The 23,825-nt window shown below is 58.9% G+C and carries 18 protein-coding genes; 10 read left to right on the top strand and 8 right to left on the bottom strand.

What is annotated here, in order from left to right:
* The first annotated feature begins 64 nt into the window (after window positions 1-64).
* Window positions 65-802 carry a substrate-binding domain-containing protein gene (locus H7R76_RS13365; protein WP_182965489.1) on the top strand — a complete coding sequence of 246 codons (738 nt, stop codon included), beginning with the start codon at window positions 65-67 and terminating at the stop codon, window positions 800-802.
* Here the strand turns inward: H7R76_RS13365 and H7R76_RS13360 are convergent.
* The 4 genes from H7R76_RS13360 to chaA all read right to left on the bottom strand — a co-directional run bounded on the left by H7R76_RS13360 (window position 780) and on the right by chaA (window position 4,850).
* Window positions 780-1,538, bottom strand: coding sequence for an ABC transporter ATP-binding protein (locus H7R76_RS13360; protein WP_182965487.1), 759 nt, complete (start codon window positions 1,536-1,538; stop codon window positions 780-782). The two genes, H7R76_RS13365 and H7R76_RS13360, sit on opposite strands and share 23 nt — an antisense overlap.
* A complete protein-coding gene (locus H7R76_RS13355; RefSeq protein WP_106928889.1) occupies window positions 1,538-2,539 on the bottom strand; it encodes a FecCD family ABC transporter permease in 1,002 nt (333 codons plus the stop codon). The genes H7R76_RS13360 and H7R76_RS13355 overlap by 1 nt, the downstream gene beginning before the upstream one ends.
* The gene (locus H7R76_RS13350; protein ID WP_182965485.1) at window positions 2,526-3,593 is read right to left on the bottom strand and encodes an ABC transporter substrate-binding protein; all 1,068 of its coding nucleotides are present in this window, start codon (window positions 3,591-3,593) and stop codon (window positions 2,526-2,528) included. Before H7R76_RS13350 ends, H7R76_RS13355 begins: the two co-directional genes overlap by 14 nt.
* A 156-nt stretch (window positions 3,594-3,749) precedes the next feature.
* Window positions 3,750-4,850 carry a sodium-potassium/proton antiporter ChaA gene (gene chaA / locus H7R76_RS13345; protein WP_106928885.1) on the bottom strand — a complete coding sequence of 367 codons (1,101 nt, stop codon included), beginning with the start codon at window positions 4,848-4,850 and terminating at the stop codon, window positions 3,750-3,752.
* Between the two features lie 364 nt (window positions 4,851-5,214).
* Here chaA and H7R76_RS13340 point away from each other — a divergent pair, with 364 nt between their 5' ends.
* The gene (locus H7R76_RS13340; protein ID WP_106928883.1) at window positions 5,215-5,895 is read left to right on the top strand and encodes a gamma-glutamylcyclotransferase; all 681 of its coding nucleotides are present in this window, start codon (window positions 5,215-5,217) and stop codon (window positions 5,893-5,895) included.
* Between the two features lie 39 nt (window positions 5,896-5,934).
* Here H7R76_RS13340 and H7R76_RS13335 read toward each other — a convergent pair whose 3' ends face one another.
* Window positions 5,935-6,180, bottom strand: a complete 246-nt coding sequence (locus tag H7R76_RS13335; protein WP_064544976.1) for a DUF1883 domain-containing protein — start codon at window positions 6,178-6,180, stop codon at window positions 5,935-5,937.
* A gap of 247 nt (window positions 6,181-6,427) precedes the next feature.
* Window positions 6,428-6,781, bottom strand: coding sequence for a DsrE/DsrF/TusD sulfur relay family protein (locus H7R76_RS13330; protein WP_106928881.1), 354 nt, complete (start codon window positions 6,779-6,781; stop codon window positions 6,428-6,430).
* Between the two features lie 71 nt (window positions 6,782-6,852).
* On the opposite strand from H7R76_RS13330, the gene nasR reads away from it, so the two are divergent.
* From nasR to H7R76_RS13295, 7 genes are all read left to right on the top strand, one after another.
* Window positions 6,853-8,061, top strand: coding sequence for a nitrate regulatory protein NasR (gene nasR / locus H7R76_RS13325; RefSeq protein WP_106928880.1), 1,209 nt, complete (start codon window positions 6,853-6,855; stop codon window positions 8,059-8,061).
* Between the two features lie 201 nt (window positions 8,062-8,262).
* On the top strand, window positions 8,263-9,519 hold the full coding sequence (locus tag H7R76_RS13320) for a CmpA/NrtA family ABC transporter substrate-binding protein (RefSeq protein WP_182965483.1): 1,257 nt from the start codon (window positions 8,263-8,265) through the stop codon (window positions 9,517-9,519).
* 1 nt (window position 9,520) lies between these two features.
* Window positions 9,521-10,399 (top strand): nitrate ABC transporter permease, encoded by an 879-nt coding sequence (gene ntrB, locus H7R76_RS13315; RefSeq protein ID WP_182965481.1) that lies wholly within the window; start codon window positions 9,521-9,523, stop codon window positions 10,397-10,399.
* Window positions 10,400-10,409: 10 nt separating this feature from the next.
* Window positions 10,410-11,198: an ABC transporter ATP-binding protein gene (locus H7R76_RS13310; RefSeq protein WP_106928876.1), complete on the top strand. Its 789-nt coding sequence runs from the start codon at window positions 10,410-10,412 to the stop codon at window positions 11,196-11,198.
* A gap of 11 nt (window positions 11,199-11,209) precedes the next feature.
* Window positions 11,210-15,274 carry a nitrite reductase large subunit NirB gene (gene nirB / locus H7R76_RS13305; RefSeq protein ID WP_182965479.1) on the top strand — a complete coding sequence of 1,355 codons (4,065 nt, stop codon included), beginning with the start codon at window positions 11,210-11,212 and terminating at the stop codon, window positions 15,272-15,274.
* On the top strand, window positions 15,271-17,877 hold the full coding sequence (locus H7R76_RS13300; protein WP_182965477.1) for a nitrate reductase: 2,607 nt from the start codon (window positions 15,271-15,273) through the stop codon (window positions 17,875-17,877). Before nirB ends, H7R76_RS13300 begins: the two co-directional genes overlap by 4 nt.
* Window positions 17,878-17,994: 117 nt before the next feature.
* Window positions 17,995-19,386 carry a YchO/YchP family invasin gene (locus tag H7R76_RS13295; protein ID WP_106929054.1) on the top strand — a complete coding sequence of 464 codons (1,392 nt, stop codon included), beginning with the start codon at window positions 17,995-17,997 and terminating at the stop codon, window positions 19,384-19,386.
* Window positions 19,387-19,429: 43 nt separating this feature from the next.
* Here the strand turns inward: H7R76_RS13295 and narL are convergent, their stop codons facing one another.
* On the bottom strand, window positions 19,430-20,080 hold the full coding sequence (gene narL, locus H7R76_RS13290; RefSeq protein ID WP_182965475.1) for a two-component system response regulator NarL: 651 nt from the start codon (window positions 20,078-20,080) through the stop codon (window positions 19,430-19,432).
* On the bottom strand, window positions 20,073-21,872 hold the full coding sequence (gene narX / locus H7R76_RS13285) for a nitrate/nitrite two-component system sensor histidine kinase NarX (protein WP_182965473.1): 1,800 nt from the start codon (window positions 21,870-21,872) through the stop codon (window positions 20,073-20,075). The genes narL and narX overlap by 8 nt, the downstream gene beginning before the upstream one ends.
* 311 nt (window positions 21,873-22,183) lie before the next feature.
* On the opposite strand from narX, the gene H7R76_RS13280 reads away from it, so the two are divergent.
* Window positions 22,184-23,572 carry a NarK family nitrate/nitrite MFS transporter gene (locus H7R76_RS13280; RefSeq protein ID WP_182965471.1) on the top strand — a complete coding sequence of 463 codons (1,389 nt, stop codon included), beginning with the start codon at window positions 22,184-22,186 and terminating at the stop codon, window positions 23,570-23,572.
* The last annotated feature ends 253 nt before the right edge of the window (window positions 23,573-23,825 follow it).

The raw sequence follows: 23,825 nt of genomic DNA, 5'->3' as shown, positions 1-23,825 counted from the left end.
CTGGTCAGAAGCGTAATAGCCCAGATAATATAACGCTTATGTCTGGGCTACTTCGTTTCTTCTTATGCATTCCACGTTAACACTTCTGGCGGCCGGCAGCCTGCGCCGCGCGTTTATCCCGTTACAGGCGCAGTTTTCCGGGCAAACCGGCATTGCGCTGAAGCTGGTTTTTGGCCCCGCCGGTTTACTGCGCGAGCGTATTGAAAGCGGTGAACCGTGTTCGCTGTTTGCATCGGCGAATCGCCAGCATCCTCAGGCGCTTTGTGACGCCGGCCGCGCAAGCGGTCTCCATCTTTTTGCCCGCAATTCGCTGATGCTTACCGTGCGAAATACCCCGCAGACGAAGGGAAAAACGTGGCGGGAACTGCTGGCGGATGAGACGCTGCGGTTAGCGACTTCGACGCCGCTGTGCGACCCTTCCGGTGACTACACCTGGCAGCTTTTTGAGCGTATAGCGTCCTGCTATCCGGCGCTGGGCAATGCGCTCAAGCAGCGCGCAATGCCGCTGGTTGGCGGGCGGCATTCGCTCGCGCTGCCGAACGGGGCGATGGCCAGCCAATGGTTGATTGATGAGGGGTTCGCCGATCTGTTTATCGGCTATGCTCACTACGCCACCGCGCTGGAGAATCAAAGCAACGTTCGCTGCGTCGTTATTCCCGAGCCGTGGAATATTCACTGTGAATATTACCTGACCGATGTTGATGAGCATGACGACGCGCGGCTGTTCCGCCAGTTTATACTGGGTGAAGAGGGGCAGCGCTGCCTGCGCGACGCCGGGTTTATGTCGGCGAGCGGTGAATAGTAAAAAGCGGAGTCACCACCGGGGAAGGGTAATCCTCAAGCTGAAGCTTACGAACCCGTACGCCGTAAGCGCGCTGGAGATTGGCTTCCTGTACCACCTCGGCTGTTCGTCCGGCCAGCCATTGACTGTCAGGCATCAGCAGTAGCGTATGGCTCGCCACCTGAAGCGCGTGGGTAGGATCGTGGGTGGTAAACATCACGGTACGCGACTGGGCGCGCGACAGATCGCTTATCAACTGTAACACCGTCTGCTGATTGCCCAAATCGAGCGCCGAGCAGGGTTCATCCAACAGGATATTCTGGCTGGCGCTGACCAGCGCGCGGGCGATCATCACCAGCTGCTGCTGACCGCCGGACAGATTGCTGAACAGCGCGTCAGCCAGATTGGCGATATTCAGCTGAACCAACGCCGCCTGCACCTGACGTTCGTCCTCTTCCTGCGGCTGTGAAAACAGGGCAATATGGCGCGCGCGTCCCATCAGTACGATTTCTCGAACCCGCCAGCCAAAAGCGGGGCGAAAAGACTGTGGAACAATCCCTACGCCACCGCTGGCCACCACCCGGCCGGATAACGACGGCAGTACGCCGGTAATGGTGTCCAGTAACGTACTTTTCCCCCGACCATTGGCCCCCAGAATCGCCCACACTTCGCCGGGCTGGCAGTGCAGATTCAGCGGGGTAAACAGCGGCAAGTGGTGACCATATTCGAGCTGCGAGAATGTGAGCGTCGGGGTCATCAGATCGTTCCTTTTCGGCTGGCGCGTACCAGCATAATGGCAAACAGCGGCGCACCGACCAGCGCAGTAATAATCCCGATGGGGATTTCTGCCGCGGTCAGCGTACGGGCGAGATCGTCAACCAATACCATAAAGCTGGCACCGATCCAGAAGGCGCAGGGGAGCAGGCGACGGTGATCGGCGCCGCTGAGCATTCGCGCGAGGTGAGGGATCACCAGACCAACCCAGGCAATACTGCCGCTGACGGCCACCTGCGCCGCGACCAGCAGCGCGCAGCACAGCAGCACGACGCGGCGCAACGCGGTTACGCTAACGCCCAGCGCGCGGGCGTCTTTATCATCCAACGACAGCAGGTTGATGCGCCAGCGCAGCGTGTAAAGCACCAGCGAGGCGGCCGCCACCGGGATGACGAGCAGCAGCACTTTGTGCCAGTTGGCGGTGGCAAAACTACCAAGCAGCCAAAAGACAATATTCGGCAATACCTCTTCCGTGTCGGCCATGTACTGCATCAGGCTGACCAGTGCGGCGAAGAAACCGCTGAGAATAATCCCGGCAAGTATCAGCACCAGCGTGCTTTCCCGGCCTTGAAGCGCCGCCAGAAGGTAAACCAGCGTGAGCGCCAGCAGGCCAAAGAAGAAGGTGGTGCCCATCATCAGCGGCATACTGAGTCCGAGCAAAATAGCCAGCGTGCCGCCAAAGGCAGAGCCCGAAGTGACGCCGATAATATGCGGGTCGACCAGCGGATTCTGGAACACGCCCTGGAGCGTCGCGCCGCATAGCCCCAGCGCGCCGCCGGCGAGCAGCGCCATCAGAATGCGCGGCAGGCGAACGGACCAGACGATCTGGTGGGCGATATCGCGGCTATGCGGGTGTATCAACTGCGCCAGCACTTCACCGATAGATAAACCGTATTGACCAAAACACAAAGAGAGCACGGCAACGGTGAGCGTGAGCAGCATCAGCCCACCCTGTAACGTTTTGGGGCGACTACGGATGTGCATTAGCCTGCCAATCGGTACGGTAGAAACGATGGTAGTAATCCTGCGCCTGCGCATCGACGTCGATATCTTTGTAGCGCTGCGGGTAGAGTTTTTTCGCCAGCCACAGTTCGCCAATAGCCAGCGCTTCCGGCATTGGATAGCCCCATGCTTTCGCGTATTCCGGCATCAGCCAGACGCGGTGATTTTTCACAGCATCAATGCCTTGCCACTGCGGGTCGTTGACTATCTGTTTCACCACCTCGGGGTAGCGGTCCTGCACGAAGATAACCTGCGGATCCCACTGCAACACTTGTTCCATCGACACCTGGCGTGCGCCTTTTACGGTTGCGGCGGCCACGTTGATAGCGCCCGCATGTTGCATCATCAGGCCGGTATATTTCCCTGAACCATAGGTATTCAGATCCGGGTTAGCCATGTACACGCGAACTTTCTCTGCGGACGGAATGGCGGCGACCGGCGCGTTGAATTTGGCGCGCGCGGCAAAGGTGTAATCAATGAGCGCATCCGCCTGTGCCTGACGGTTAACCACGTCACCAATCAGGCGAATACCCTGTTTAAGACCTTCGTTATACGCGCGTTCTTCATCGGCCATGGTGGGATTCATTTTCTTTTGCTCACCGGCGGCGTCTTCACGAAGAGAGATGGCAACGACGGGGATCCCCGCATGGGAAATTTGCTGAATCATGGCCGCCGGTGCGTAGTTGGCGACAAACACCACCTGTGGGTGCAGCGCCAGCAGGCTTTCAATATTGACCTGGGTGAGGTCGCCCGGCATCGGCAGCGTTTCAATGCCGGGCATGAAGCGGGCAAAACCCGGGCCGAGCTGTTTTTTCCAACTGCTCAGGACGCCAACGATATCCGCAGAGGCGTCCAACTGTACCAGCAGGTTTAAGGTCTGGTGTTGGAGCACCACCACGCGGTTGACCGTATCGGGAAGGGTAACCTGGCGGCCAAGCTGGTCGGTTACGGTACGGTCGGCAAGCGCAGGGGTCGCTGCCGCCAGGCTGGCGCAGGCTAGCGTCAGACCAACAAGTAAACGGTGTAATGTAGACATGAGTCGCTCATTCAGGAGGGGAAGTAATCGATGTGTATTTGATTATATAACGAAGGGAAATGCAAACCGTCTGACGGAAATACCCCTAAATTTCTCCTGAAAACAAAAAAGGCCGCAGCGTTTTCGCGGCGGCCTGGTTCGGGCGCATGCTGCCATTCAGGCAAAAATGGTCATCAGGTATGCGGCAAACAGCGCCAGGTGCGCTGCGCCGTTCAGCACGTTGGTACGCCCGGTCGAGAACGAGATGTGGCACAGTATCAGCGAGGCAACCATCACGATCATCTCCGGCATCCCCAGGCCGAACATCAGTTCGTTACCGGTCAGCCAGGCGATCAGCGTCACCACCGGCACGGTGAGGGAAATGGTCGCCAGCACCGAGCCAAAGAACAGGTTCATCGCACGCTGCACCTGGTTATTAAGAACCGCCTTCAGCGCGCCTAAGCCTTCCGGCGAGAGGATCAGCAGAGCGACCAGGAAACCGGTAAACGCGACCGGCGCGTTCATGCTGGTCAGCAGCGTCTCCAGCGGGTTTGCGTTCATTTTGGTCACTGCAATCACCGCCACCAGATGGACAATCAGCCACAGGGCGTGCCAAAGGCTGCTGTGCGCCGACGGTTTACCGTGGTGCGGGTCATCATCGTCGCTGTCGTCCTCATGCTCGTAGACAAACAGACTCTGGTGCGTTTTGGTTTGAATAAGCAGAAATACGCCGTACATGGCGGCGGAAATCAGCGCCACGAGCAGCGACTGGCCGATGGTAAAATTGGCCCCCGGCAGCGCCGTCGGGAACACCAGCACAATAATGGCCAGCGGAAACAGGGCAATCAAATATTGTTTGATGCCGAACAGGTTCATATATTGCGTGGCAAATTTGCGCCCGCCAAGCAACAGCGAGAAGCCCACCAGTCCGCCGGTCACGATCATAATGATCGAATACAGCGTATCGCGCATCAGGGTAGGGGCGGCATCGCCGGTGGCCATCAGCGCAGAAATCAGGCTGACTTCCAGAATAACGACAGAGAGACTTAAAATCAGGGAGCCGTAGGGCTCGCCGAGACGGTGGGCTAAGACGTCGGCGTGGCGAACCACGCTAAAGGCACTGCTCAGAATACCAACCAGAGCGAGAGCATTAATCGCAACAACCACTGGCAATGACTGACTGCTTCCCCAGAAGAACAGGATTGCCAGCGCGATGACCGGGAAAATGAGCGACGTCTCCTTGTGGCGAGTTTTCACCGCCTCATGTGCGTGGGTCATGTGTTTCTCCATATATGCAGGTATTTATAATTATAGAAAAAATCAGGGGCATAAATTAACAAATTTTTCCATGTGTCAGGCAATCTTTTACTAAAATTTACCCATGGCGCGAATTTTATGGTTAAAGGTCTATAATATAAAACAACTGATAAATATCTATTAAATAACAGTCAATTGTCATGTTGTTATTTTTATTATTCGTCTGGAGTGTTCACGGTGAAACGCAATAGGGATCCGGCAGACAAATTGCATCCGAGGGCGTAAAGCTGGATAATATTTCGTCAATGACAGCGCCGGAAGTCGCCATCCGTTCCCTTGAGAGCGTATGTGTTGCAAGGACGAGTTGTGGTGGTGGAGGTTTAAAGTGTTAACGCGTGATTTCTTAATGAAGGCGGATTGTACGACGGCGTTTGGCGCCATTGAGGCGTCGCTGCTATGGTCAGCTGAACAGCGCGCGGCATCGCTGGCGGCAACGCTGGCCTGTCGGCCGGATAATGGCCCGGTATGGATATTTGGCTACGGTTCGCTGATGTGGAACCCGGCGCTCAACTACAGCGAGTCGGTTACCGGCACGCTGGTTGGCTGGCATCGGGCCTTCTGCCTGCGCCTGACGGCGGGGCGCGGCAGCGCGTGCCAGCCGGGCCGTATGCTGGCGCTGAAAGAAGGCGGGCGCACCACGGGCGTCGCCTATCGGTTGCCGGATGACGAAATTGAAAACGAGCTGTCGCTGCTGTGGAAACGCGAGATGATCACCGGCTGCTACCTGCCCACCTGGTGCAAACTGGCGCTCGACGATGGGCGTACGGTAAATGCGCTGGTGTTTATTATGGACCCGCGCCATCCGCTGTATGAATCCGACACCAGCGTGCAGGTCATTGCCCCGCTGATTGCGCGCGCAAGCGGCCCGCTTGGCACAAATGCGCAGTATCTTTTCTCGCTGGAACAGGAACTGCAAAAGCTGGGTATGCCGGACGATGGATTAAATGAACTGATTCATAAAGTGCGGCTGCTGGTGGGGGGCGTCAATCCGCCGGGGCTGGCTTAGTCGCAGGACCACCCCGGAAGCGTGCTTCCGGGGCAGGGCTCAGGCAGCGACGTAGCTGATAGAGTGCTCAAGAGACTGGCTATGACTGTCAATCAGTACGTTCCAGGTACCGCTGTAAGGCACGGTCAGGTATGCCTTTTCTTCGTTCTGTACGCTCAGAATATCGGCGCCGTGATTGCTGGCGCTCTTTTGGGTGCTCATTAAATGAATGTGGCAACGCTCAGAGCAACGCACCACCACCGTATCTCCGCCAAATAACGTCAAACTTGCCTTTACCATCACCAAAATACCCCGCTGCCATGAGTCAATGCGCTCCCTGCGATGAAATCCTGCTTGTGATGTTGTTCACAATTCACTCATCGCATAACACCAAACCCTGTGCCTGCGGATGCTGATTTTGATCAAAAAATGCCGCAATGCTTCAACAAAAATGACAATGTTCCTGAATGCATTCAGCCTTCGCCACATTGCTGCGCAGAATGCAGCAGACGTAATACAAAATCCTTTAAAAACGGGGTAAATGGCGACGATATCAGAAGGTCAGCACTTTATCCGCGGCCAGCGTCCACTGCGCTAGCTCGACCAGCGTGCCAATCTCGACGCCGTCAATCAGCGGCAGGGCGGTGATGCCACGGCCGTCGGTGCAGGTTTTACACAGCTTCACCGGCACGTTTTGCGCAGTGAGGATCTCGAGCATTTGCTGAATGTTGTAGCCTTCCGCGGGTTTTTGCCCGCGCAGGCCTGCGGTGACGGCGTCAGACATCAAAAATAGCTGAAGATGCAGGTCTTCCTGCTGTTCGCGCAGGGCGATAGCAAGGCGCAGGCTGTTGAACAAAGATTCGCTGCCGTAGGCGGCACCGTTGGCGATAATGACGATACGTTGCATCTGAACTCCTTTTAGGCACGGTTATTGCTGGTTGTTGCTAAAGATAGGTAAATCCTCTACCGGGAGCGCATATGATAAATCATGAAGATGATACCCCCGACGCTATCGAGTGGTTTCGCTACGCGCGGCAGGTGCAGAAAGACCAGCTTCGGCAGCTGGCGCGGCAAGGGCAATTGGTCAGCCAGATAAGCCACGTCGTGCATATGTTACAGTGTGAACGCGGGGCCTCCAACATCTGGTTATGTTCACAGGGGCGACTGTACGGCGCCGAGCGCCGGGCCAGCGCCGCGCTGGTGGATGAACAGCTGCGCCCGCTGCTGCGGTGCCTGTCGCCGCGCCATCTGCCATCAACCAGCGGCCTTTGCCAGCGCATCGCTCGTGCGGTCTGGTCGTTGGAACAGCTGCCCGCGCTGCGCGAAAATGTTGCCAGCCGGCAAATTGCCGCCGAGACGGCCACCGGCCAGTTCAGCCGCACCATTCGCCATTTACTCAACATTATTCCACAGCTGAACGACAGCATTGACGATCCGCAGCTCGCCGCGCGGCTGGTGGCGCTGTACAGCTTTATGCAGGGCAAAGAGCTGGTGGGTCAGGAGCGTGCGCTGGGGGCGCAGGGGTTTGCGCTGGGCTGTTTTAGCCAGGAGCTTCGCCAACGGCTGGTCGATCGTATTGACGGCCAGCAGCCCTGTTTTGACAGCTTTCTGTCGCTGGCGACGAGCCCGCTGAAGATGCTGTTTTACACCGAATGTCAGGCGGGGATAGCGATTGAACAGCTGCGGCGGATCGCCTGTACCCGCCAGCCCGGCGAGGATGATGGCGAAACGGCACTGCGCTGGTTCCAGCTGCAAACTCAGCGGCTGGAGCAGATGCGCGGGCTGGAAGAGCTGCTGATTGGCGAGCTGATGACGGCCGTTGATGGCCTGCTGCTGGACGATAACGCCCCCGATCCACGGCAGGATGACGCCGTCAGCGACGGTATGTTGCTGCACCTGGACAGGCAGCTGCTGCCGCTGGTGCGCCAGCAGGCGCGCGAACTGGAGCAGCTTTCCAGCCAACTGGCGTCGCTGAAGGATACGCTGGAAGAGCGGCGGCTGATTGATAAAGCCAAAGGCGTGCTGATGACCTACCGGCAGATGAACGAAGAGCAGGCCTGGCACTGCCTGCGCAAAATGGCGATGGAGAAGAATCAGCGCATGGTAGAGATCGCGCGCGCGCTGCTGGCGGTAAAGACGTTATGGCAGCAGGAGGCCCCCCCACCGTTGCACAATGAACGGGCATGAATGCTTTGCTGCGGTGCAAAAAAGGTGACGTAGACAACATTATTTGCCGCAACCCCGTGTGTTTACGACCTGGCATCTGAATTGCATTAACTTAATAAATCATCGGTCACGAGCCAACGGCGGTTCGGAGACCACGAGGATAAAGGCGTCCTGCAATGCGAAGCATTGCCGGGCGCTTTTTTTTTGCATTCGGGAGCGAATATGGGCGAGACGTTTTCACTATCACGGCGGCGATTTATTCAGGCGGGCGCGGCGCTGGGCGGCGCGATGCTGCTGCCGGGCATCATGCAGGCAGCCTGGGCGGCCGGTTCCGATAAACCGGAACGGCAAACGGTCAAGGTGGGGTTTATCCCGCTCACCGACTGCGCGCCGTTGGCGATTGCGGCGTTAAAGGGATTCGATAAGAAGTACGGCATCACCCTCGTGCCAAGTAAAGAAGCCAGCTGGGCGGCAGTGCGCGACAAACTGGTTAACGGCGAGCTGGACGCGGCGCACGTACTCTATGGCCTGCTGTATGGGCTGGAGCTGGGCGTGGCGGGTAAACCGCAGGCGATGGCTAACCTGATGACGCTGAACCGTAACGGCCAGGGAATCACCCTATCGACGGATTTGCATGCGCAGGGCGTGAGCGATCTCAGCGCGCTGAAGACGCTTATTGGCAACAGCGCGCCGGGCACCTACACCTTTGCGCATACCTTTCCGACCGGCACTCATGCGATGTGGCTCTACTACTGGCTGGCCAGCGGCGGCATTAATCCCTTCAGCGATATTCGTACCGTGGTGGTTCCGCCGCCGCAGATGGTGATGAACATGCGTATTGGCAACATGGTGGGTTTTTGCGTCGGCGAGCCGTGGAACGCCCGCGCCATCAACGATCGCATCGGCTTTACCGCCGCCACCAGCCAGGAAATCTGGTCGGAACACCCGGAAAAAGTCCTGGGCACGCGCCGTGAGTGGGTTGAACAGTACCCGAATACCAGTCGTGCGCTGGTGGCTGCGCTGATGGACGCCGCCCGCTGGATTGACGCCTCTGCGGATAACAAGCGGGAAACCGCCCGAATTCTGGCCCAGCGCGGGTGGCTCAACACCAAAGAACAGTACCTGACCGGCCGTATGCTCGGCGACTACGACAACGGTATCGGGCGTCGCTGGCACGATGCGCACCCGATTCGTTTTTTTGACCAGGGCGATGTTAGCTTCCCGTGGCTGTCGGACGGCATGTGGTTCCTGACCCAGTTCCGCCGCTGGGGTCTGCTGAAAAGCGATCCGGATTATCTGGCCGTTGCCCAGCGCATCAACCGCATCGACGTGTGGAAAGACGCCGCGCAGGCCGTGGGAGGGATCGCCGCACCAACGCAAACCTTACGCAGCAGCACCCTGATTGACGGCACCGTCTGGAATGGGAGTGACCCCGCCGGATACGCCCGCCGTTTTGCCATTCAACGTTTGGGAGCATGAGATGAAGAGCAGAAACAAAACCGTTGAGAAGATGCCCGCGCCAGCGGGAGAAGTGATTACGCTGCCGCCGGTGCAGGTACGTCGACATGCCCCCGTATGGGGTCGGCGGATTCGCGGTCTGGCTGAGCGCGCGATCCCGGCGCTGATGGGATTAGGCATGCTGGTGCTGCTCTGGCAGCTGGCGGCAGTCAACAGCAAAGGTTTTCCGACCCCGCTAAGCACGCTCGACTCCGCGCTGACGCTGTTCGCCGATCCGTTCTACAACAATGGCCCTAACGATGTGGGCGTTGGCTGGAATGTGCTGGCGTCGCTCCAGCGTGTGGCCGTGGGGTTCGGTCTGGCGGCGCTGGTCGGGATCCCGCTGGGCTTCCTGATTGGCCGCTTTACCTTTTGTTCCCGCATGTTTACGCCGCTTATCGCACTGCTGCGCCCGGTCAGCCCGCTGGCGTGGCTGCCAATTGGCCTGCTGTTGTTCCAGAAGGCGGAGCCTGCCTCGAGCTGGACCATTTTTATCTGCTCTATCTGGCCGATGGTGATCAACACCGCTGAAGGGGTCAGACGCATTCCGCAGGACTACCTCAACGTTGCGCGGGTGCTACAGCTTTCTGAATGGACGGTCATGCGCAAAATCCTCTTCCCGGCGGTATTGCCCTCGGTACTGACCGGCGTTCGGCTGTCGATCGGTATCGCCTGGCTGGTGATTGTGGCGGCGGAAATGCTCACCGGTGGTCTGGGCATTGGTTTTTGGATCTGGAACGAGTGGAACAACCTCAACGTGGAAAACATCCTCATTGCGATCGTCATCATTGGCGTCGTCGGGCTGCTGCTGGAGCAGGGGCTGATGCTGATTGCGCGTCGTTTTAGCTGGCAAGAGAAATAAGGAGAATCGCATGAAACCATTAATTCAGGTCCAGGCCGTGAGCCAGCGTTTCCATACCGCCAGCGGCGAGTTTCTGGCTTTACAAAACGTCTCGTTTGATATTCACGAAGGGGAAACGGTGAGTCTGATAGGCCATTCTGGCTGTGGGAAATCCACGCTGCTCAACCTGATCGCCGGGATTACCCTGCCAAGCGAAGGCGGGCTGATTTGCGATAACCGGGAGATCGCGGGGCCGGGACCGGAGCGGGCGGTGGTGTTCCAGAACCATTCGCTGCTGCCGTGGCTGACCTGCTTTGATAACGTCGCGCTGGCGGTTGACCACGTTTTCCGCCGCAGCATGAGCCAGGCCGAGCGCCGGGAGTGGATTGAACACAACCTCGATCGTGTACAGATGGGTCATGCGATGCACAAACGGCCTGCGGAAATCTCCGGCGGCATGAAACAGCGCGTTGGCATTGCCCGCGCGCTGGCGATGAAACCTAAGGTGCTGCTGATGGATGAACCGTTCGGTGCACTGGACGCGCTGACCCGTGCGCATTTGCAGGACTCGGTGATGCAGATCCAGCAGGCGCTGAATACCACCATCGTCTTGATAACCCACGACGTGGATGAAGCGGTGCTGCTCTCCGATCGCGTGCTGATGATGACCAACGGCCCGGCGGCCAGCGTGGGCGAAATACTGGAGGTTAATCTGCCGCGCCCGCGCAATCGGGTACAGCTGGCTGATGACGGGCGCTATCACCATCTGCGTCAGCAGATTCTGCATTTCCTCTACGAAAAACAGCCCAAAGCGGCGTAAGGGACGGGCGTATGCGGAAACTGGTGATGATCGGTAACGGTATGGCGGCAACCCGGCTGGCGGAGAAGCTGGTGACCGCTGCACCGGGGGTATTTGCGATAACGATTATCGGCGATGAGCCGCACCCGGCCTACAGCCGTATTCTGCTTTCTCCGGTGCTGGGCGGAGAGAAAACGTTTCCGCAGACGCTGCTGCAGCCGGAGGGATGGTACGCCGGACACGGCATCACGCTGTGCACCGGGGAGACGGCGCTGGCGGTGGATATTGCGGCCTGTCGGGTCACCACCACCCAGCGCACGCTGATCTGGGACGAGCTGGTCTTCACCTGTGGCTCCCACGCTTTTATGCCGTCGTTGCCGGGCATCGCGTTGCCGCATGTGTTTGCCTTCCGCACTCAGGCTGATGTTGATGCCATCCTGGCAAGTCCGGGGGCGACGGTGGTGATCGGCGGCGGGGTGCTGGGGGTGGAAGCGGCGGCCGCGCTGCGGCAATCAGGTGACAACGTCACGTTGGTGCAACGCAGCGGTCGATTGATGGAGCAGCAGCTCGATGAGCAGGCCAGCAAACTGCTGGTACAGCGCCTGGCGGCGCGCGGCATCCGCTGCGAACTGAATGCCGGAATTGCGGCCATCACCCCTCAGGCAGTCATGCTTGATGACGGTCGCAACATTCCTGCACAGCGGGTGGTGATGGCGACCGGCGTGCGGCCAAATATCGCGCTGGCGCAGGCCGCAGGGTTGCTGTGTCAGCGCGGCATTGTGGTTGATCGCCAGCTGGCGACGTCGGTCCCCGGCGTTAGCGCCATCGGCGAATGCTGCGAAATTGACGGCCAGACTTTTGGCCTGGTCGCGCCCTGTATGCAGCAAGCGGATGTGCTGGCGGCGCGGCTGTGCGGCGCGCCCGGCAAGGATTTTCACTGGCAGGATGCGGGAACGCGCCTCAAGGTCAGCGGTATCGATCTGTTCAGCGCCGGGCAGGTTGAGGCTCGCGATGAGGATGAACAGTGGTCATCGTTCGACCCGCAGACCGGCCATTATCGTCGCCTGCTGGTGCGCGATGAACGCCTGATAGGCGTTCTGCTGCTGGGCGACTGCGCCCGTGCGGCGACCTTTACCGATTTATTGCACGCTACGCAGCCTGCGCAAGCGGGTTGGATCTTCGACCAATTCACGACGCAGCCGCGGGCTGCAGGAACGCAAACAATGACTAAATCAACCTTAGCGGTGGTCGGAAACGGCATGGTCGGCCACCATTTTCTTGAGCAGTGCGTCAGCCGTAATCTGCATCGGCAGTACCAGATCGTGGTCTTTGGCGAGGAGCGTTATGCCGCCTATGACCGCGTCCATCTGTCAGAATATTTCGCCGGACGCAGCGCCGACTCGCTGTCGTTGGTTGAGGGCGACTTTTTCGCCGAACACGGCATTGAGCTGCGCTTGTCGCAGCGCGTGGCGGCGATTGATGGCGATGCCCGGCTGATTCGCGATGCCGACGGTCACGAGCTGCACTGGGATAAGCTGGTGCTGGCGACCGGATCTTACCCGTTCGTGCCGCCGATCCCCGGCAGCACGCTGCCCGGCTGTTTTGTTTACCGCACACTCGACGATCTGGATGCCATTGCCGCCCGCGCAAAAACGGCGACCTGTGGCGTGGTGATCGGCGGCGGCTTACTGGGGCTGGAGGCGGCGAATGCGCTGCGTCAGCTGGGGCTGGAGACGCACGTGGTGGAGTTTGCGCCAAATCTGATGGCGGTACAGCTGGATAACGGCGGCGCGGCGATGCTGCGTGAAAAAATCACGGCGTTGGGCGTGAATGTACACACCAGTAAGGCGACAACCTGCATTGAAGAGACGGAGCAGGGACTGACGCTGCGTTTTGCCGACGGCGAGAGCCTGAGCGGCGATCTGGTGGTCTTCTCGGCCGGGATCCGCCCACAGGATAGCCTGGCGCGTGCCAGCGGGCTGTGCCTGGGTGAACGCGGCGGCATCGTGATTGATAATCAGTGTCGTACCTCCTGTGAGGATATCTACGCTGTCGGTGAATGCGCGCTGTGGGACAGCAAAATCTATGGCCTGGTGGCGCCGGGCTACCAGATGGCACGCGTCACGGCCGCGACCCTGGCCGGTGAACCGGCCGCGTTTACCGGTGCTGACATGAGCACCAAGCTGAAGCTGCTGGGTGTTGACGTGGCCTCGTTTGGTGATGCCCAAGGGCGCACTCCCGGTAGTCAGAGCTATCAGTGGATCCACGGGCCGCAGCAGATCTACAAAAAGATCGTGGTCAGCGCCGACGGTAAACGACTACTCGGCGGTGTGCTGGTGGGCGACGCCAGCGACTACGCCACGTTATTACAGATGATGCTTAACGACATGGCGCTGCCGTCGCAGCCGGAATGGCTGATTCTACCCGCGCTGGAGGGCAGTGCGCCTAAAGCGCTGGGGGTGGCGGCGCTGCCTGATTCGGCGCAGATCTGCTCATGCCATAACGTCAGCAAAGGGGATATTTGTCAGGCGGTCAGCGATGGCGCAACCAGCGTGGGGGCTATTAAGCAATGCACCAAGGCGGCGACCGGCTGCGGTGGCTGTAGCGCGCTGGTAAAACAGGTGATGGAATATCAGCTGGCGCAGCAGGGGGTGGAGGTGAAGAAAGACATCTGCGAACATTTCCCGTATTCGCGGCAGGAAATCTATCATCTGGTGCGCGTCAACCGTATTCATACCTTTGATCAGCTGATTGCCCGCTATGGACATGGCGATGGCTGCGAAATTTGTAAACCGCTGGTTGGCTCGGTGCTGGCCTCCTGCTGGAATGAATATCTGCTGAAACCGGCGCATCTGCCGCTACAGGACACTAACGACCGCTATTTTGCCAACATTCAAAAAGACGGTTCCTACTCGATTGTCCCACGAATGCCCGCCGGGGAAGTCACGCCGGACGGGCTGATCGCCATTGGGCAGATCGCCAAGCGCTATGCGCTGTACAGTAAAATTACCGGCGGGCAGCGTATCGATCTGTTCGGCGCGCGATTAGAACAGCTACCGGAAATCTGGCGTGCGCTGCTGGAGGCCGGCTTTGAGACCGGACACGCCTATGGAAAATCGCTGCGTACGGTGAAATCCTGCGTCGGCTCGACCTGGTGTCGCTACGGTGTGCAGGACTCCACCGGGCTGGCGGTGACGCTTGAGCATCGGTACAAGGGGTTACGCGCGCCGCACAAAATTAAGATGGCGGTGTCCGGCTGCACGCGGGAGTGCGCCGAGGCGCAGGGCAAAGACGTCGGCGTGATTGCGACGGACAAGGGCTGGAATCTTTATCTTTGCGGCAACGGCGGTATGAAGCCGCGCCATGCGGATCTGTTCGCCAGCGATCTGGATGATGCCACGCTGCTACGCACCATCGATCGTTTCCTGATGTTCTATATTCGCACCGCCGATCGTCTTCAGCGCACCAGCACCTGGATGGATAACCTGGAAGGCGGCATCGACTATCTGCGTAGCGTGATCATGGACGACTCACTGGGCATCGGCGACGAGCTGGAGCAGGAAATGGCGCGGGTGATTGAGAGCTACCAGTGCGAATGGCAAACCACCCTCAACGATCCGCAGAGACTGGCGCTGTTCCGTTCCTTCGTCAACAGCGAAACGCCGGACGAAGCGATGCAGCGACAGTCGGTGCGCGGGCAGCCGCAACGGGCTGTCATCGCTGCACCGCTCGCGCTGGAGGTCAGCCGTAAGCCCTGGCAGGCTATCTGCTCGCTGGAGGATATTCCGCCGCAGGCCGGTATTGGCGCGCGTCTGGGCGAGCTGCAGATAGCGCTGTTCCGGCTTAACGATAAGGTCTATGCGCTGGATAATCTGGAGCCGGGCAGCCAGGCTAACGTGCTGTCGCGCGGGCTGCTGGGCGACGCCAGCGGTGAACCGATTGTCATTTCACCGCTGTATAAGCAGCGCATTCGTCTGCGCGACGGGCGACAGTGCGACAGCGGCGAGCAGGTCGTGCGGGCCTGGCCGGTGAAGATTGAACAGGGGCAGGTATGGGTTGGCAACCAGGCGCTGGTACTGCGCGCGGAGGCGTCATGAGGGAAACGAAAACCACCTGTCCCTACTGTGGCGTTGGCTGCGGGGTTGTCGCGCGCGTTGAGGGCAGCGTCGTCAGCGTGGAGGGCGATGCGACTCATCCGGCCAACGCGGGGCGTCTGTGCGTCAAGGGGGCATCGCTGGCGCAAACTATCGGCCTGGAAGGGCGATTGCTGTACCCGCAGCTTGATGGTCAGGCGGTGAGCTGGCCGCAAGCCCTGACCGCGGCCGGCGAACGGCTGCGGGCGATCATCGATGCGTACGGCCCGCAGGCGGTGGCTTTTTATGCGTCAGGCCAGCTGCTGACCGAGGATTATTACGCGGCCAACAAGCTGATGAAAGGGTTCATCGGTGCGGGCAACATTGATACCAACTCACGGCTGTGTATGTCGTCGGCGGTGACGGGCTATAAGCGCGCGTTCGGTGCGGATGTGGTGCCGTGCAGCTATGAAGACGTGGAGCGTAGCGACCTGGTTATTCTGGTGGGCTCCAACGCTGCCTGGGCCCATCCGGTGCTGTATCAGCGGTTGGTTCAGGCAAAACAGCGGCGTCCGCAGATGAAAGTGGTGGTTATCGATCCCAGACGCACGGCTACCTGCGATATTGCCGATTGCCACCTGGCGATTTCACCGGGCACCGACGGTGGGCTGTTTGTCGGCCTGCTGCGGGCGCTGGCGCAAGCGGGCGTGGCCCGAATGGACTACGCCGACGCTAGCGCTGCGCTGACGGCGGCAGAGGGGTGGACGGTGGCTCGCGTCGCCGCATTTTGTGGCCTGAGTGAGGGCGAGGTGCAGGCGTTCTATGCCCAATTTATCGCGGCGCCGCGTGCCATTACGCTCTACACCATGGGCATCAACCAATCCTCCAGCGGCAGCGATAAATGCAACGCCATCATTAATGTCCATCTGGCGAGCGGTCAATTCGGCCGCGAAGGCTGTGGGCCATTTTCGCTGACCGGACAGCCTAATGCTATGGGGGGGCGCGAGGTGGGCGGTCTGGCGACGATGCTGGCGGCGCACATGAATTTTGAGCCGGCGGATCTGGCCCGTGTAGCACGGTTCTGGGGCACTGAGCGGCTGGCGCAGACGCCGGGACTGATGGCGGTTGACCTGTTCACTGCTATTGGGCGCGGTGATGTCAAAGCGGTATGGATCATGGGGACCAACCCGGCAGTATCTTTGCCTGACAGCCACGCGGTGAGTCAGGCGCTGGCGGCCTGCCCGCTGGTGATTGTCTCTGAGGTCGCTGCGGAAACGGACACGTCGCACTATGCCGATATTCGTTTCCCGGCGCTGGCCTGGGGGGAGAAAAATGGCACCGTGACGAACTCCGAACGGCGCATTTCCCGTCAGCGCCCGTTTTTACCGCCGCCGGGCGAGGCGCGTGCTGACTGGTGGATAATTGCTCAGGTGGCCGACGAACTCGGCTTTGCCGAGGCATTCGGCTGGCAGCATCCGCATGAGGTGTTCAGTGAACATGCGGCGCTTTCCGGGTTTGAGAACCACGGCCAGCGAGCGTTCGATATCAGTGGGCTTGCGAGCCTTACCCGTGCGCAGTGGGATGCGCTGGCGCCGGTGCGTTGGCCGGTTAGCCGTGGTGAAGGCAAATGGGATCTTCATCGCGGCTGGCGTACGGATGGTCGTCTACGAATGGTGCCGGTAACCCCGCAAACCATGCAGGCGCGCAGCGAGCCGCTGTATCCGCTGATTCTCAACAGCGGGCGCGTACGCGATCAGTGGCACACCATGACCCGAACCGGCAGCGTACCGCTGCTGATGCAGCATATCGCGCAGCCGATGGTGGAAATTTCGCCACAGGATGCCGCCCACTATACGATACAGCACGGCGGCCTGGCGCGGATCAGCTCACCGCGCGGCGTGATGGTGGCTCGCGTCGCGGTGAGCGATACGCAGCGCCCGGGCTCGCTGTTTACGCCGATGCACTGGAATGACGGCTTCGCGCGTCAGGGTAAAGTCAACAATCTGGTTGCCCCCACGGTCGATCCGCATTCCGGGCAGCCGGAAAGCAAGCAAACGGCGGTGCGTATTGCGCCGTGGCAGCCGCTGTGGCAAGGGGAATTGTTGAGCCGCGCGCCGGTAATGCTACCGCGCCATCTGCACTGGTGGCGTAAAGCCGCACCGGGGTTGCATCATCTGACGCTGTGCGGCGAGCGCCTGATTCAGAGCGCACTGCTCGCCTGGTGTCAACGGCAAGGTTGGCAGATTCAGGTCGCAAGCCTGGGGGATACCTGGCATCTGCTGGCCTGGCATGACGGGCAGCTGATGCTGGGATTCTGGAGCAGCCGCACGCTGCCGGACGTTGACGTCTCGCTGATTTTACGCGCTTTCGACGAAGCGCCGCAGGCGCTTGCCGAACGTCATGCGCTGCTCGGCGGGCGCGATCTGGCGCGGCCGGCGGTAGGGAAAATTGTGTGCAGCTGTTTCAGCGTGGGTGAAAAAACCATCGTCGATGCCATTGAAAGGCAGGGATGCGCCACAACGGAGGCTTTGGGGGAACGGTTGAAATGCGGGACCAACTGCGGTTCGTGTCTGCCGGAGCTAAAGGCGCTGCTGGCCTGCGCCGAACGCAGGGCGGCGATTTTATAGCCTTTCAGTCTATTCCTGGAATGCGCCGCAGAAGCTGAACAATGCGCGTAAAGGGAATAGACTTAAGGCGTTAGGGTCGGCGATTTCCGACCTTTGATTTACGCTGGCTATGAGGTTGTGGATTTGTCTTTGCGTTTTTACTCGTCATTTCTGGTGCTGCTGATATTAACCAGCGGCAGCGCGCGGGCACGGCAAACGTTTATTGAAGAGGCCGAACACCCTTTCGATAATCTACCGGATCTGGGTATCGCGCCGGAAACACACGATGGCGAAAAACAGTTTGCCGAAATGGTAAAGTCGTTTGGCGAAGCCAGCATGACCGACAACGGCCTTGATACCGGCGAGCAGGCGCGGCTTTTTGCCCTCACGCAGATCCAGGAAAAGGTCAACGGCGAAGTGAACGAACAGTTGGGCAGTTGGCTGTCGCCGTGGGGGAACACCGACTTCCAGATGCTGGTGGATGAAAAGGGCAAACTGACCGGCAGCCACGGCAGCTGGTTTATTCCGCTTGAGGACAATACGCGCTACCTCACCTGGAGCCAGCTTGGACTCAGCCAGCAGGATGAAGGGCTGGTGGGCAATCTCGGCGTGGGGCAGCGTTGGGTCGCGGGGCACTGGCTGCTGGGCTATAACACCTTTTATGACAGCCTGCTGGACGCCAGCCTCGATCGCGGCGGCGTCGGCGCGGAGGCGTGGGGCGAGAACCTGCGCTTCTCAGCCAACTATTATCATCCTCTTCATGATTGGTATCGTGGCGGTACGACGTTGCAGCAGCGGATGGCGCGCGGTTACGATGTGACCGCACAGGCCTGGATACCGGCCTATAACCACATCAATACCAGCCTCAGCGTTGAACAATACTTTGGTGATAACGTTGATCTGTTTCGCAGCGGTACCGGCTACCACAATCCGGTCGCCGTTTCCCTGGGGCTCAATTACACGCCCGTTCCGCTGCTTACCTTCAGCGCCCAGCACAAACAGGGCGAAAGCGGGGTTAATCAGAACAACCTTGGCATGAAGGTGAACTACCGCTTCGGCGTGCCGTTAAAAAAACAGCTGGCAGCCGACGAGGTTGCGCAGCGGCGTACGCTACGCGGCAGCCGCTACGATGCGCCGGAGCGCAATAATCTACCGGTCATGGAGTTTCGTCAGCGTAAGAGCCTGACGGTGTATCTGGCGACGCCGCCGTGGAACCTCACCGATGATGAAACGGTTGAGCTTAAGCTGCAGGTGCGCGATCGGTATGGCGTGAAGTCGCTGACCTGGCAGGGGGATACCACGGCGCTCAGCCTGACGCCACCTGCGGCTAATAACAGCACCGAGGGCTGGAGCATCATCATGCCGGCGTGGGATTATACGGAAGGCGCCAGCAACACCTGGCATTTATCGGTGGTGGTGGAGGATAACAAAGGCCAGCGGGTGACCTCGAATGAGATCACGCTGGCGTTGACCGAACCGGTGGTCAGCGTTTCGCCGACCGAGAACGGTTGGTCGAACGTTGCACCTTAATTGTGCGTGACAGCGGCTGCCACGACAATTAAGCGGCGGTGGCTCAGAAAATACGTTCCTGATTCACCCAAACGGCAGCTTCCACGCGGGATTTCAGCTTCATCTTTTTCAGCATATGCTTCACGTGCACTTTCACCGTGCTTTCGGTGATGTCCAGACGGCGGGCAATCATCTTGTTCGGCAGTCCTTGGGCAATCAGCTTGAGGATATCGCGTTCGCGTGGGGTCAACTGGTTGATGTCGCGATCCGACGTTGCGCGGTTAGCGCGCAGGCTGGCGGCCAGCACCGGCGTTAATGCTTCACTCAGCACCATTTCACCGGCGGCGGCCTGTTGCAGCGCCTTCAGCAGATCTTCGGGTTCCATATCTTTCAGCAGGTAGCCGTCGGCGCCGCGTTTGAGGGCGGTGACAACGTCTTCTTCATGATTCGATACGCTGAACACGACAACGCGCCCGGAGAGCGACTTTTCACGCAGCTTGTCGAGCGTTTCCAGACCGTTCATGCCGGGCATATTGAGATCGAGCAAAATCAGATCCGGATCGAGCGTTTCCGCCAGTTCAATACCTTGCTCGCCGTTGCTGGCTTCCCCGACGACCTGGATATCCGAGGCCATACTGACCAGCTGTTTAACGCCGGTACGCAGCATGGGATGGTCGTCAATGAGCAGGATGGTAGCCCGTTCCTGATTAGTCATGGATTTCTCCTTGGAGGGTTGAAAGCGATTTTTCGGGGATAAACGTGACCACGACTTCAGTGCCGCCGCTTTCACGACGGCGAACCTGGCAATCGCCGCGCAGGCTTTGTGCGCGATCACGCATAATAATAAGACCGTAGTGGTTGCTGCGCTCGGCGTGCATCGGCACGCCGCAGCCGTTATCCGCCACCACCAGTTTGACCTGATTGGCCTGCTGGGTGACCGTTACCTTCACTTCGCTGGCCTGCGCGTGTTTTAGCGCGTTGCTGAGCGCCTCGCGGGCAATTTGCAGGACGTGGATCGCCTGGTGTGACGGCACGTGGCGCGGCGGCAGCTGGTAATCCAGCTGGACCGGGAAGCCGAAGTGATTACTGTATTCCTGACAGCTGGCTTCCAGCGCCGGACGCAGACCTGACTCGGTCAGCTTCAGACGGAAGGTGGTTAACAGCTCGCGCAGCTGCGCCCAGGAGGTGTTCAGCTCGTTACGCACCTGGCCGAGCAGCTCGCGGCTCTCTGCCGAGGCGTTTTCGTTTTGCATCATTTGCAGACAGCTGATCTGCATTTTCATGCAAGAGAGCGACTGGGCAATAGAGTCATGCAGCTCACGGGCAATGGTCGCCCGCTCTTCCATCACGATCAGCTGCTGCTGGCGTTCGAGCTGTTTATCCAATGCCAGCGTCGACGTTAGCTGTTCGAGCAGCGTGTCGACTAACTGCTGCTGATCGTGGCTCAGTTCACGCCCGTGTGGCAGCGTGGCGAGCAGGATCCCGTACTGGTTGCGAGGGTCGGTGAGCCGCCATTTCAGCGTGACGCCGTCCGGCGCGGAGGCTTCTTCATCGCGCGGGCACAAATAACAGCCCCGGTCGTCGCATTCACGGCCGGAATGACAGCTGAATTCCTGATGGTTTTCCTCATCTTCGGTGTCGTAAACCCGCACTTCAATTTCCCGCAGCGGGGTGAGCGTCTGAAGGCCGTTCAATACTGGCGAAATGCGCTCACATAGCGGCGCGCTGGCATGCAGGCGTCGGTTGGCCTGCCACAGGAAGGAGAGGATGGCGTTTTTCTGCTCCAGCCCGGCGGTTTTTTCCTGAACGCGCCGCTCCAGCGAGGCGTAGCTTTCGGCGAGCTCGGCGGACATATTGTTCAGCGCCATACCGAGGGTTGCCATCTCATTGCGCCCGCTGATTTGCGCGCGGTAGGTAAAATCACGATGGCTGATGGCTTCAGCCATACGCAGCAGCTGACGCCACGGATGCAGCAGCCGAGTACGCAGCCAGAAGACGGTAAAGATAAACAGCAGCGCCATGAAGAAGGCCATCAGGCGGTGCATCCATACCACGTGGGTAATACGTTCTTCCGTGGTGTGGTCAAAGACGGTCACCAACTGATTGATACGGCTCACGAAACCGGTCACGTCGTTCAGCACCTCATCCTGACTGCGGGCGTTACGAATGTCCGGCGCCAGATGGCCCAGCCAGTATTGCTGTAACGACTTCAGCTGCGGCACCTGGCCGTCGCGCTCGGCTGCCAGCTGCAGCTCGGGGCTGAAGACGGTGCGCTGCATTTCATCAAATAACGTCTGGTCGCTCGGTTTTACCGGGATGGCCGCCAGCAGGCGATAGCTTTGCATACGCAGCGAACCGGCCTGGTTAATGGCGTGTGCGCTGCCCTGGACACCGTTGACCAGGCGGGCAGAAATCATCATGCTTGCCACCCCGATAAGGGTTGATAGCAGGACGATGAGGGCCAGTTGATTCACCAGCGTGAGTGGTGTAAAAAAACGTTTAAACATTGTGCGATGCGGCTCCTGGCGGAAGACTCTCCGGCGAGTGGCGTTATTTTCGGCTATCGCCTGGAGTATACCCATACCCCTAAAGGGTTACCTCTTTATTTCCATAATAGTAAGGCGCGGGTACGCGGAGGGGTAGCGACGTAACAGCCACGTGATAAAACAGGTTTTTTTGGGCATAAAAGCCTACTCCCTAAGGATGACGCTGTTTTTTTGCGCATTCTACAGCCAACTTTTCCTTTGATTTATATCAACTTACCTCACGGTGTAAACCCTAATGTGGCGGGGGTTAATATTAATAATCAGAGGTGTCTATGAGTCACTCCACTGCCCCCGAAAGGGCAACCGGCGCTGTCATTACCGACTGGCGTCCGGAAGATCCGGCGTTCTGGCAAGAGCGCGGCCATCGCGTCGCAAGCCGGAACCTGTGGATTTCAGTACCGTGCTTGCTGCTGGCGTTCTGCGTTTGGATGCTGTTCAGCGCCGTCGCGGTGAATTTACCGAAAGTGGGCTTCCAGTTTACCACTGACCAGTTGTTCATGCTGACGGCGCTGCCGTCGGTGTCCGGGGCGCTGCTGCGTGTTCCTTACTCCTTTATGGTGCCGATGTTCGGCGGCCGTCGCTGGACGGCATTCAGTACCGGGATCTTGATCATTCCTTGCGTATGGCTGGGCTTTGCGGTTCAGGATACGTCTACGCCATTTAGCACCTTTATTATTATCTCACTGCTGTGTGGTTTTGCGGGCGCTAACTTCGCTTCCAGCATGGCGAACATCAGCTTCTTCTTCCCGAAACAAAAGCAGGGCGGGGCGCTGGGCCTGAACGGCGGTTTGGGGAATATGGGCGTGAGCGTGATGCAGCTGGTGGCTCCACTGGCGATCTCGCTGTCCATCTTTGCCGCTTTCGGTAGTCATGGCGTACAGCAGCCGGACGGCTCCGAGCTGTTCCTGGCAAACGCCGCGTGGATTTGGGTGCCGTTCCTGGCCATCTTCACCGTCGCGGCCTGGTTCGGGATGAACGAACTGGCGACGTCTAAGGCATCGCTGAAAGAGCAGTTGCCGGTGCTGAAACGCGGCCACCTGTGGATCATGAGCCTGCTGTATCTGGCGACCTTCGGTTCGTTTATCGGGTTCTCGGCGGGCTTTGCGATGCTGTCAAAAACCCAGTTCCCGGAAATTCAGATCCTGCATTACGCCTTCTTCGGCCCGTTTATTGGCGCACTGGCGCGTTCAGCGGGCGGGGCGATCTCTGACCGCCTGGGCGGCACGCGCGTGACGTTGATCAACTTCATTATGATGGCGGTATTCAGCGCGCTGTTGTTCATGACGCTGCCGAGCAACGGTGAAGGCGGTAACTTTATCGCGTTCTACGGCGTGTTCCTGGCGCTGTTCCTGACGGCCGGTCTGGGCAGTGGTTCTACCTTCCAGATGATTTCGGTTATTTTCCGTAAGCTGACGATGGATCGCGTGAAAGCCGAAGGCGGTTCTGAAGAGAAAGCGATGCGTGAAGCGGCGACCGATACGGCGGCAGCGTTGGGCTTTATTTCCGCCATTGGTGCGATCGGCGGGTTCTTTATTCCGAAAGCCTTCGGGACCTCGCTGGAATTAACCGGCTCACCGGTTGGCGCGATGAAAGTATTCCTCGTGTTCTATATTGTCTGCGTGATCGTCACCTGGGCAGTATACGGTCGTAAAGCAAAATAATAACCGCGACGGTTATTTGTGAAATAAAAGCGCGAGGGTTCGCGCTTTTATTTTATTCCCTCTTAGTTACAACATACTAATAACCGAATCTGTGCTTGTAGCCGCGTGCCCGTTGGGGGCCTTGCAGGGAGAGAGAAATACCTACCCCTTAATACCAGTACGCTAAGTTGTAACAATACGAAACGCATAAAATTAATAAAATATCCTTAAAATACATGGTGTTAAAAAATAGGTGTTAATACCACCTTGGTGG

Source organism: Klebsiella sp. WP8-S18-ESBL-06 (genome assembly GCF_014169755.1).
Lineage (GTDB): Bacteria > Pseudomonadota > Gammaproteobacteria > Enterobacterales > Enterobacteriaceae > Kluyvera > Kluyvera ascorbata_B.
The sequence above is the reverse complement of the archived record's forward strand: the minus strand, read 5'-3'. Positions and strand labels throughout refer to the sequence as shown.

Excerpts from the sequence above, each read along its gene's own strand:
- H7R76_RS13365 (WP_182965489.1), top strand. The coding sequence starts at position 65 with ATGCATTCCACGTTAACACTTCTGGCGGCCGGCAGCCTGCGCCGCGCG.
- H7R76_RS13360 (WP_182965487.1), bottom strand. The coding sequence starts at position 1,538 with ATGACCCCGACGCTCACATTCTCGCAGCTCGAATATGGTCACCACTTG.
- H7R76_RS13355 (WP_106928889.1), bottom strand. The coding sequence starts at position 2,539 with ATGCACATCCGTAGTCGCCCCAAAACGTTACAGGGTGGGCTGATGCTG.
- H7R76_RS13350 (WP_182965485.1), bottom strand. The coding sequence starts at position 3,593 with ATGTCTACATTACACCGTTTACTTGTTGGTCTGACGCTAGCCTGCGCC.
- chaA (WP_106928885.1), bottom strand. The coding sequence starts at position 4,850 with ATGACCCACGCACATGAGGCGGTGAAAACTCGCCACAAGGAGACGTCG.
- H7R76_RS13330 (WP_106928881.1), bottom strand. The coding sequence starts at position 6,781 with ATGCAACGTATCGTCATTATCGCCAACGGTGCCGCCTACGGCAGCGAA.
- nasR (WP_106928880.1), top strand. The coding sequence starts at position 6,853 with ATGATAAATCATGAAGATGATACCCCCGACGCTATCGAGTGGTTTCGC.
- H7R76_RS13320 (WP_182965483.1), top strand. The coding sequence starts at position 8,263 with ATGGGCGAGACGTTTTCACTATCACGGCGGCGATTTATTCAGGCGGGC.
- ntrB (WP_182965481.1), top strand. The coding sequence starts at position 9,521 with ATGAAGAGCAGAAACAAAACCGTTGAGAAGATGCCCGCGCCAGCGGGA.
- H7R76_RS13310 (WP_106928876.1), top strand. The coding sequence starts at position 10,410 with ATGAAACCATTAATTCAGGTCCAGGCCGTGAGCCAGCGTTTCCATACC.
- nirB (WP_182965479.1), top strand. The coding sequence starts at position 11,210 with ATGCGGAAACTGGTGATGATCGGTAACGGTATGGCGGCAACCCGGCTG.
- H7R76_RS13300 (WP_182965477.1), top strand. The coding sequence starts at position 15,271 with ATGAGGGAAACGAAAACCACCTGTCCCTACTGTGGCGTTGGCTGCGGG.
- narL (WP_182965475.1), bottom strand. The coding sequence starts at position 20,080 with ATGACTAATCAGGAACGGGCTACCATCCTGCTCATTGACGACCATCCC.
- narX (WP_182965473.1), bottom strand. The coding sequence starts at position 21,872 with ATGTTTAAACGTTTTTTTACACCACTCACGCTGGTGAATCAACTGGCC.
- H7R76_RS13280 (WP_182965471.1), top strand. The coding sequence starts at position 22,184 with ATGAGTCACTCCACTGCCCCCGAAAGGGCAACCGGCGCTGTCATTACC.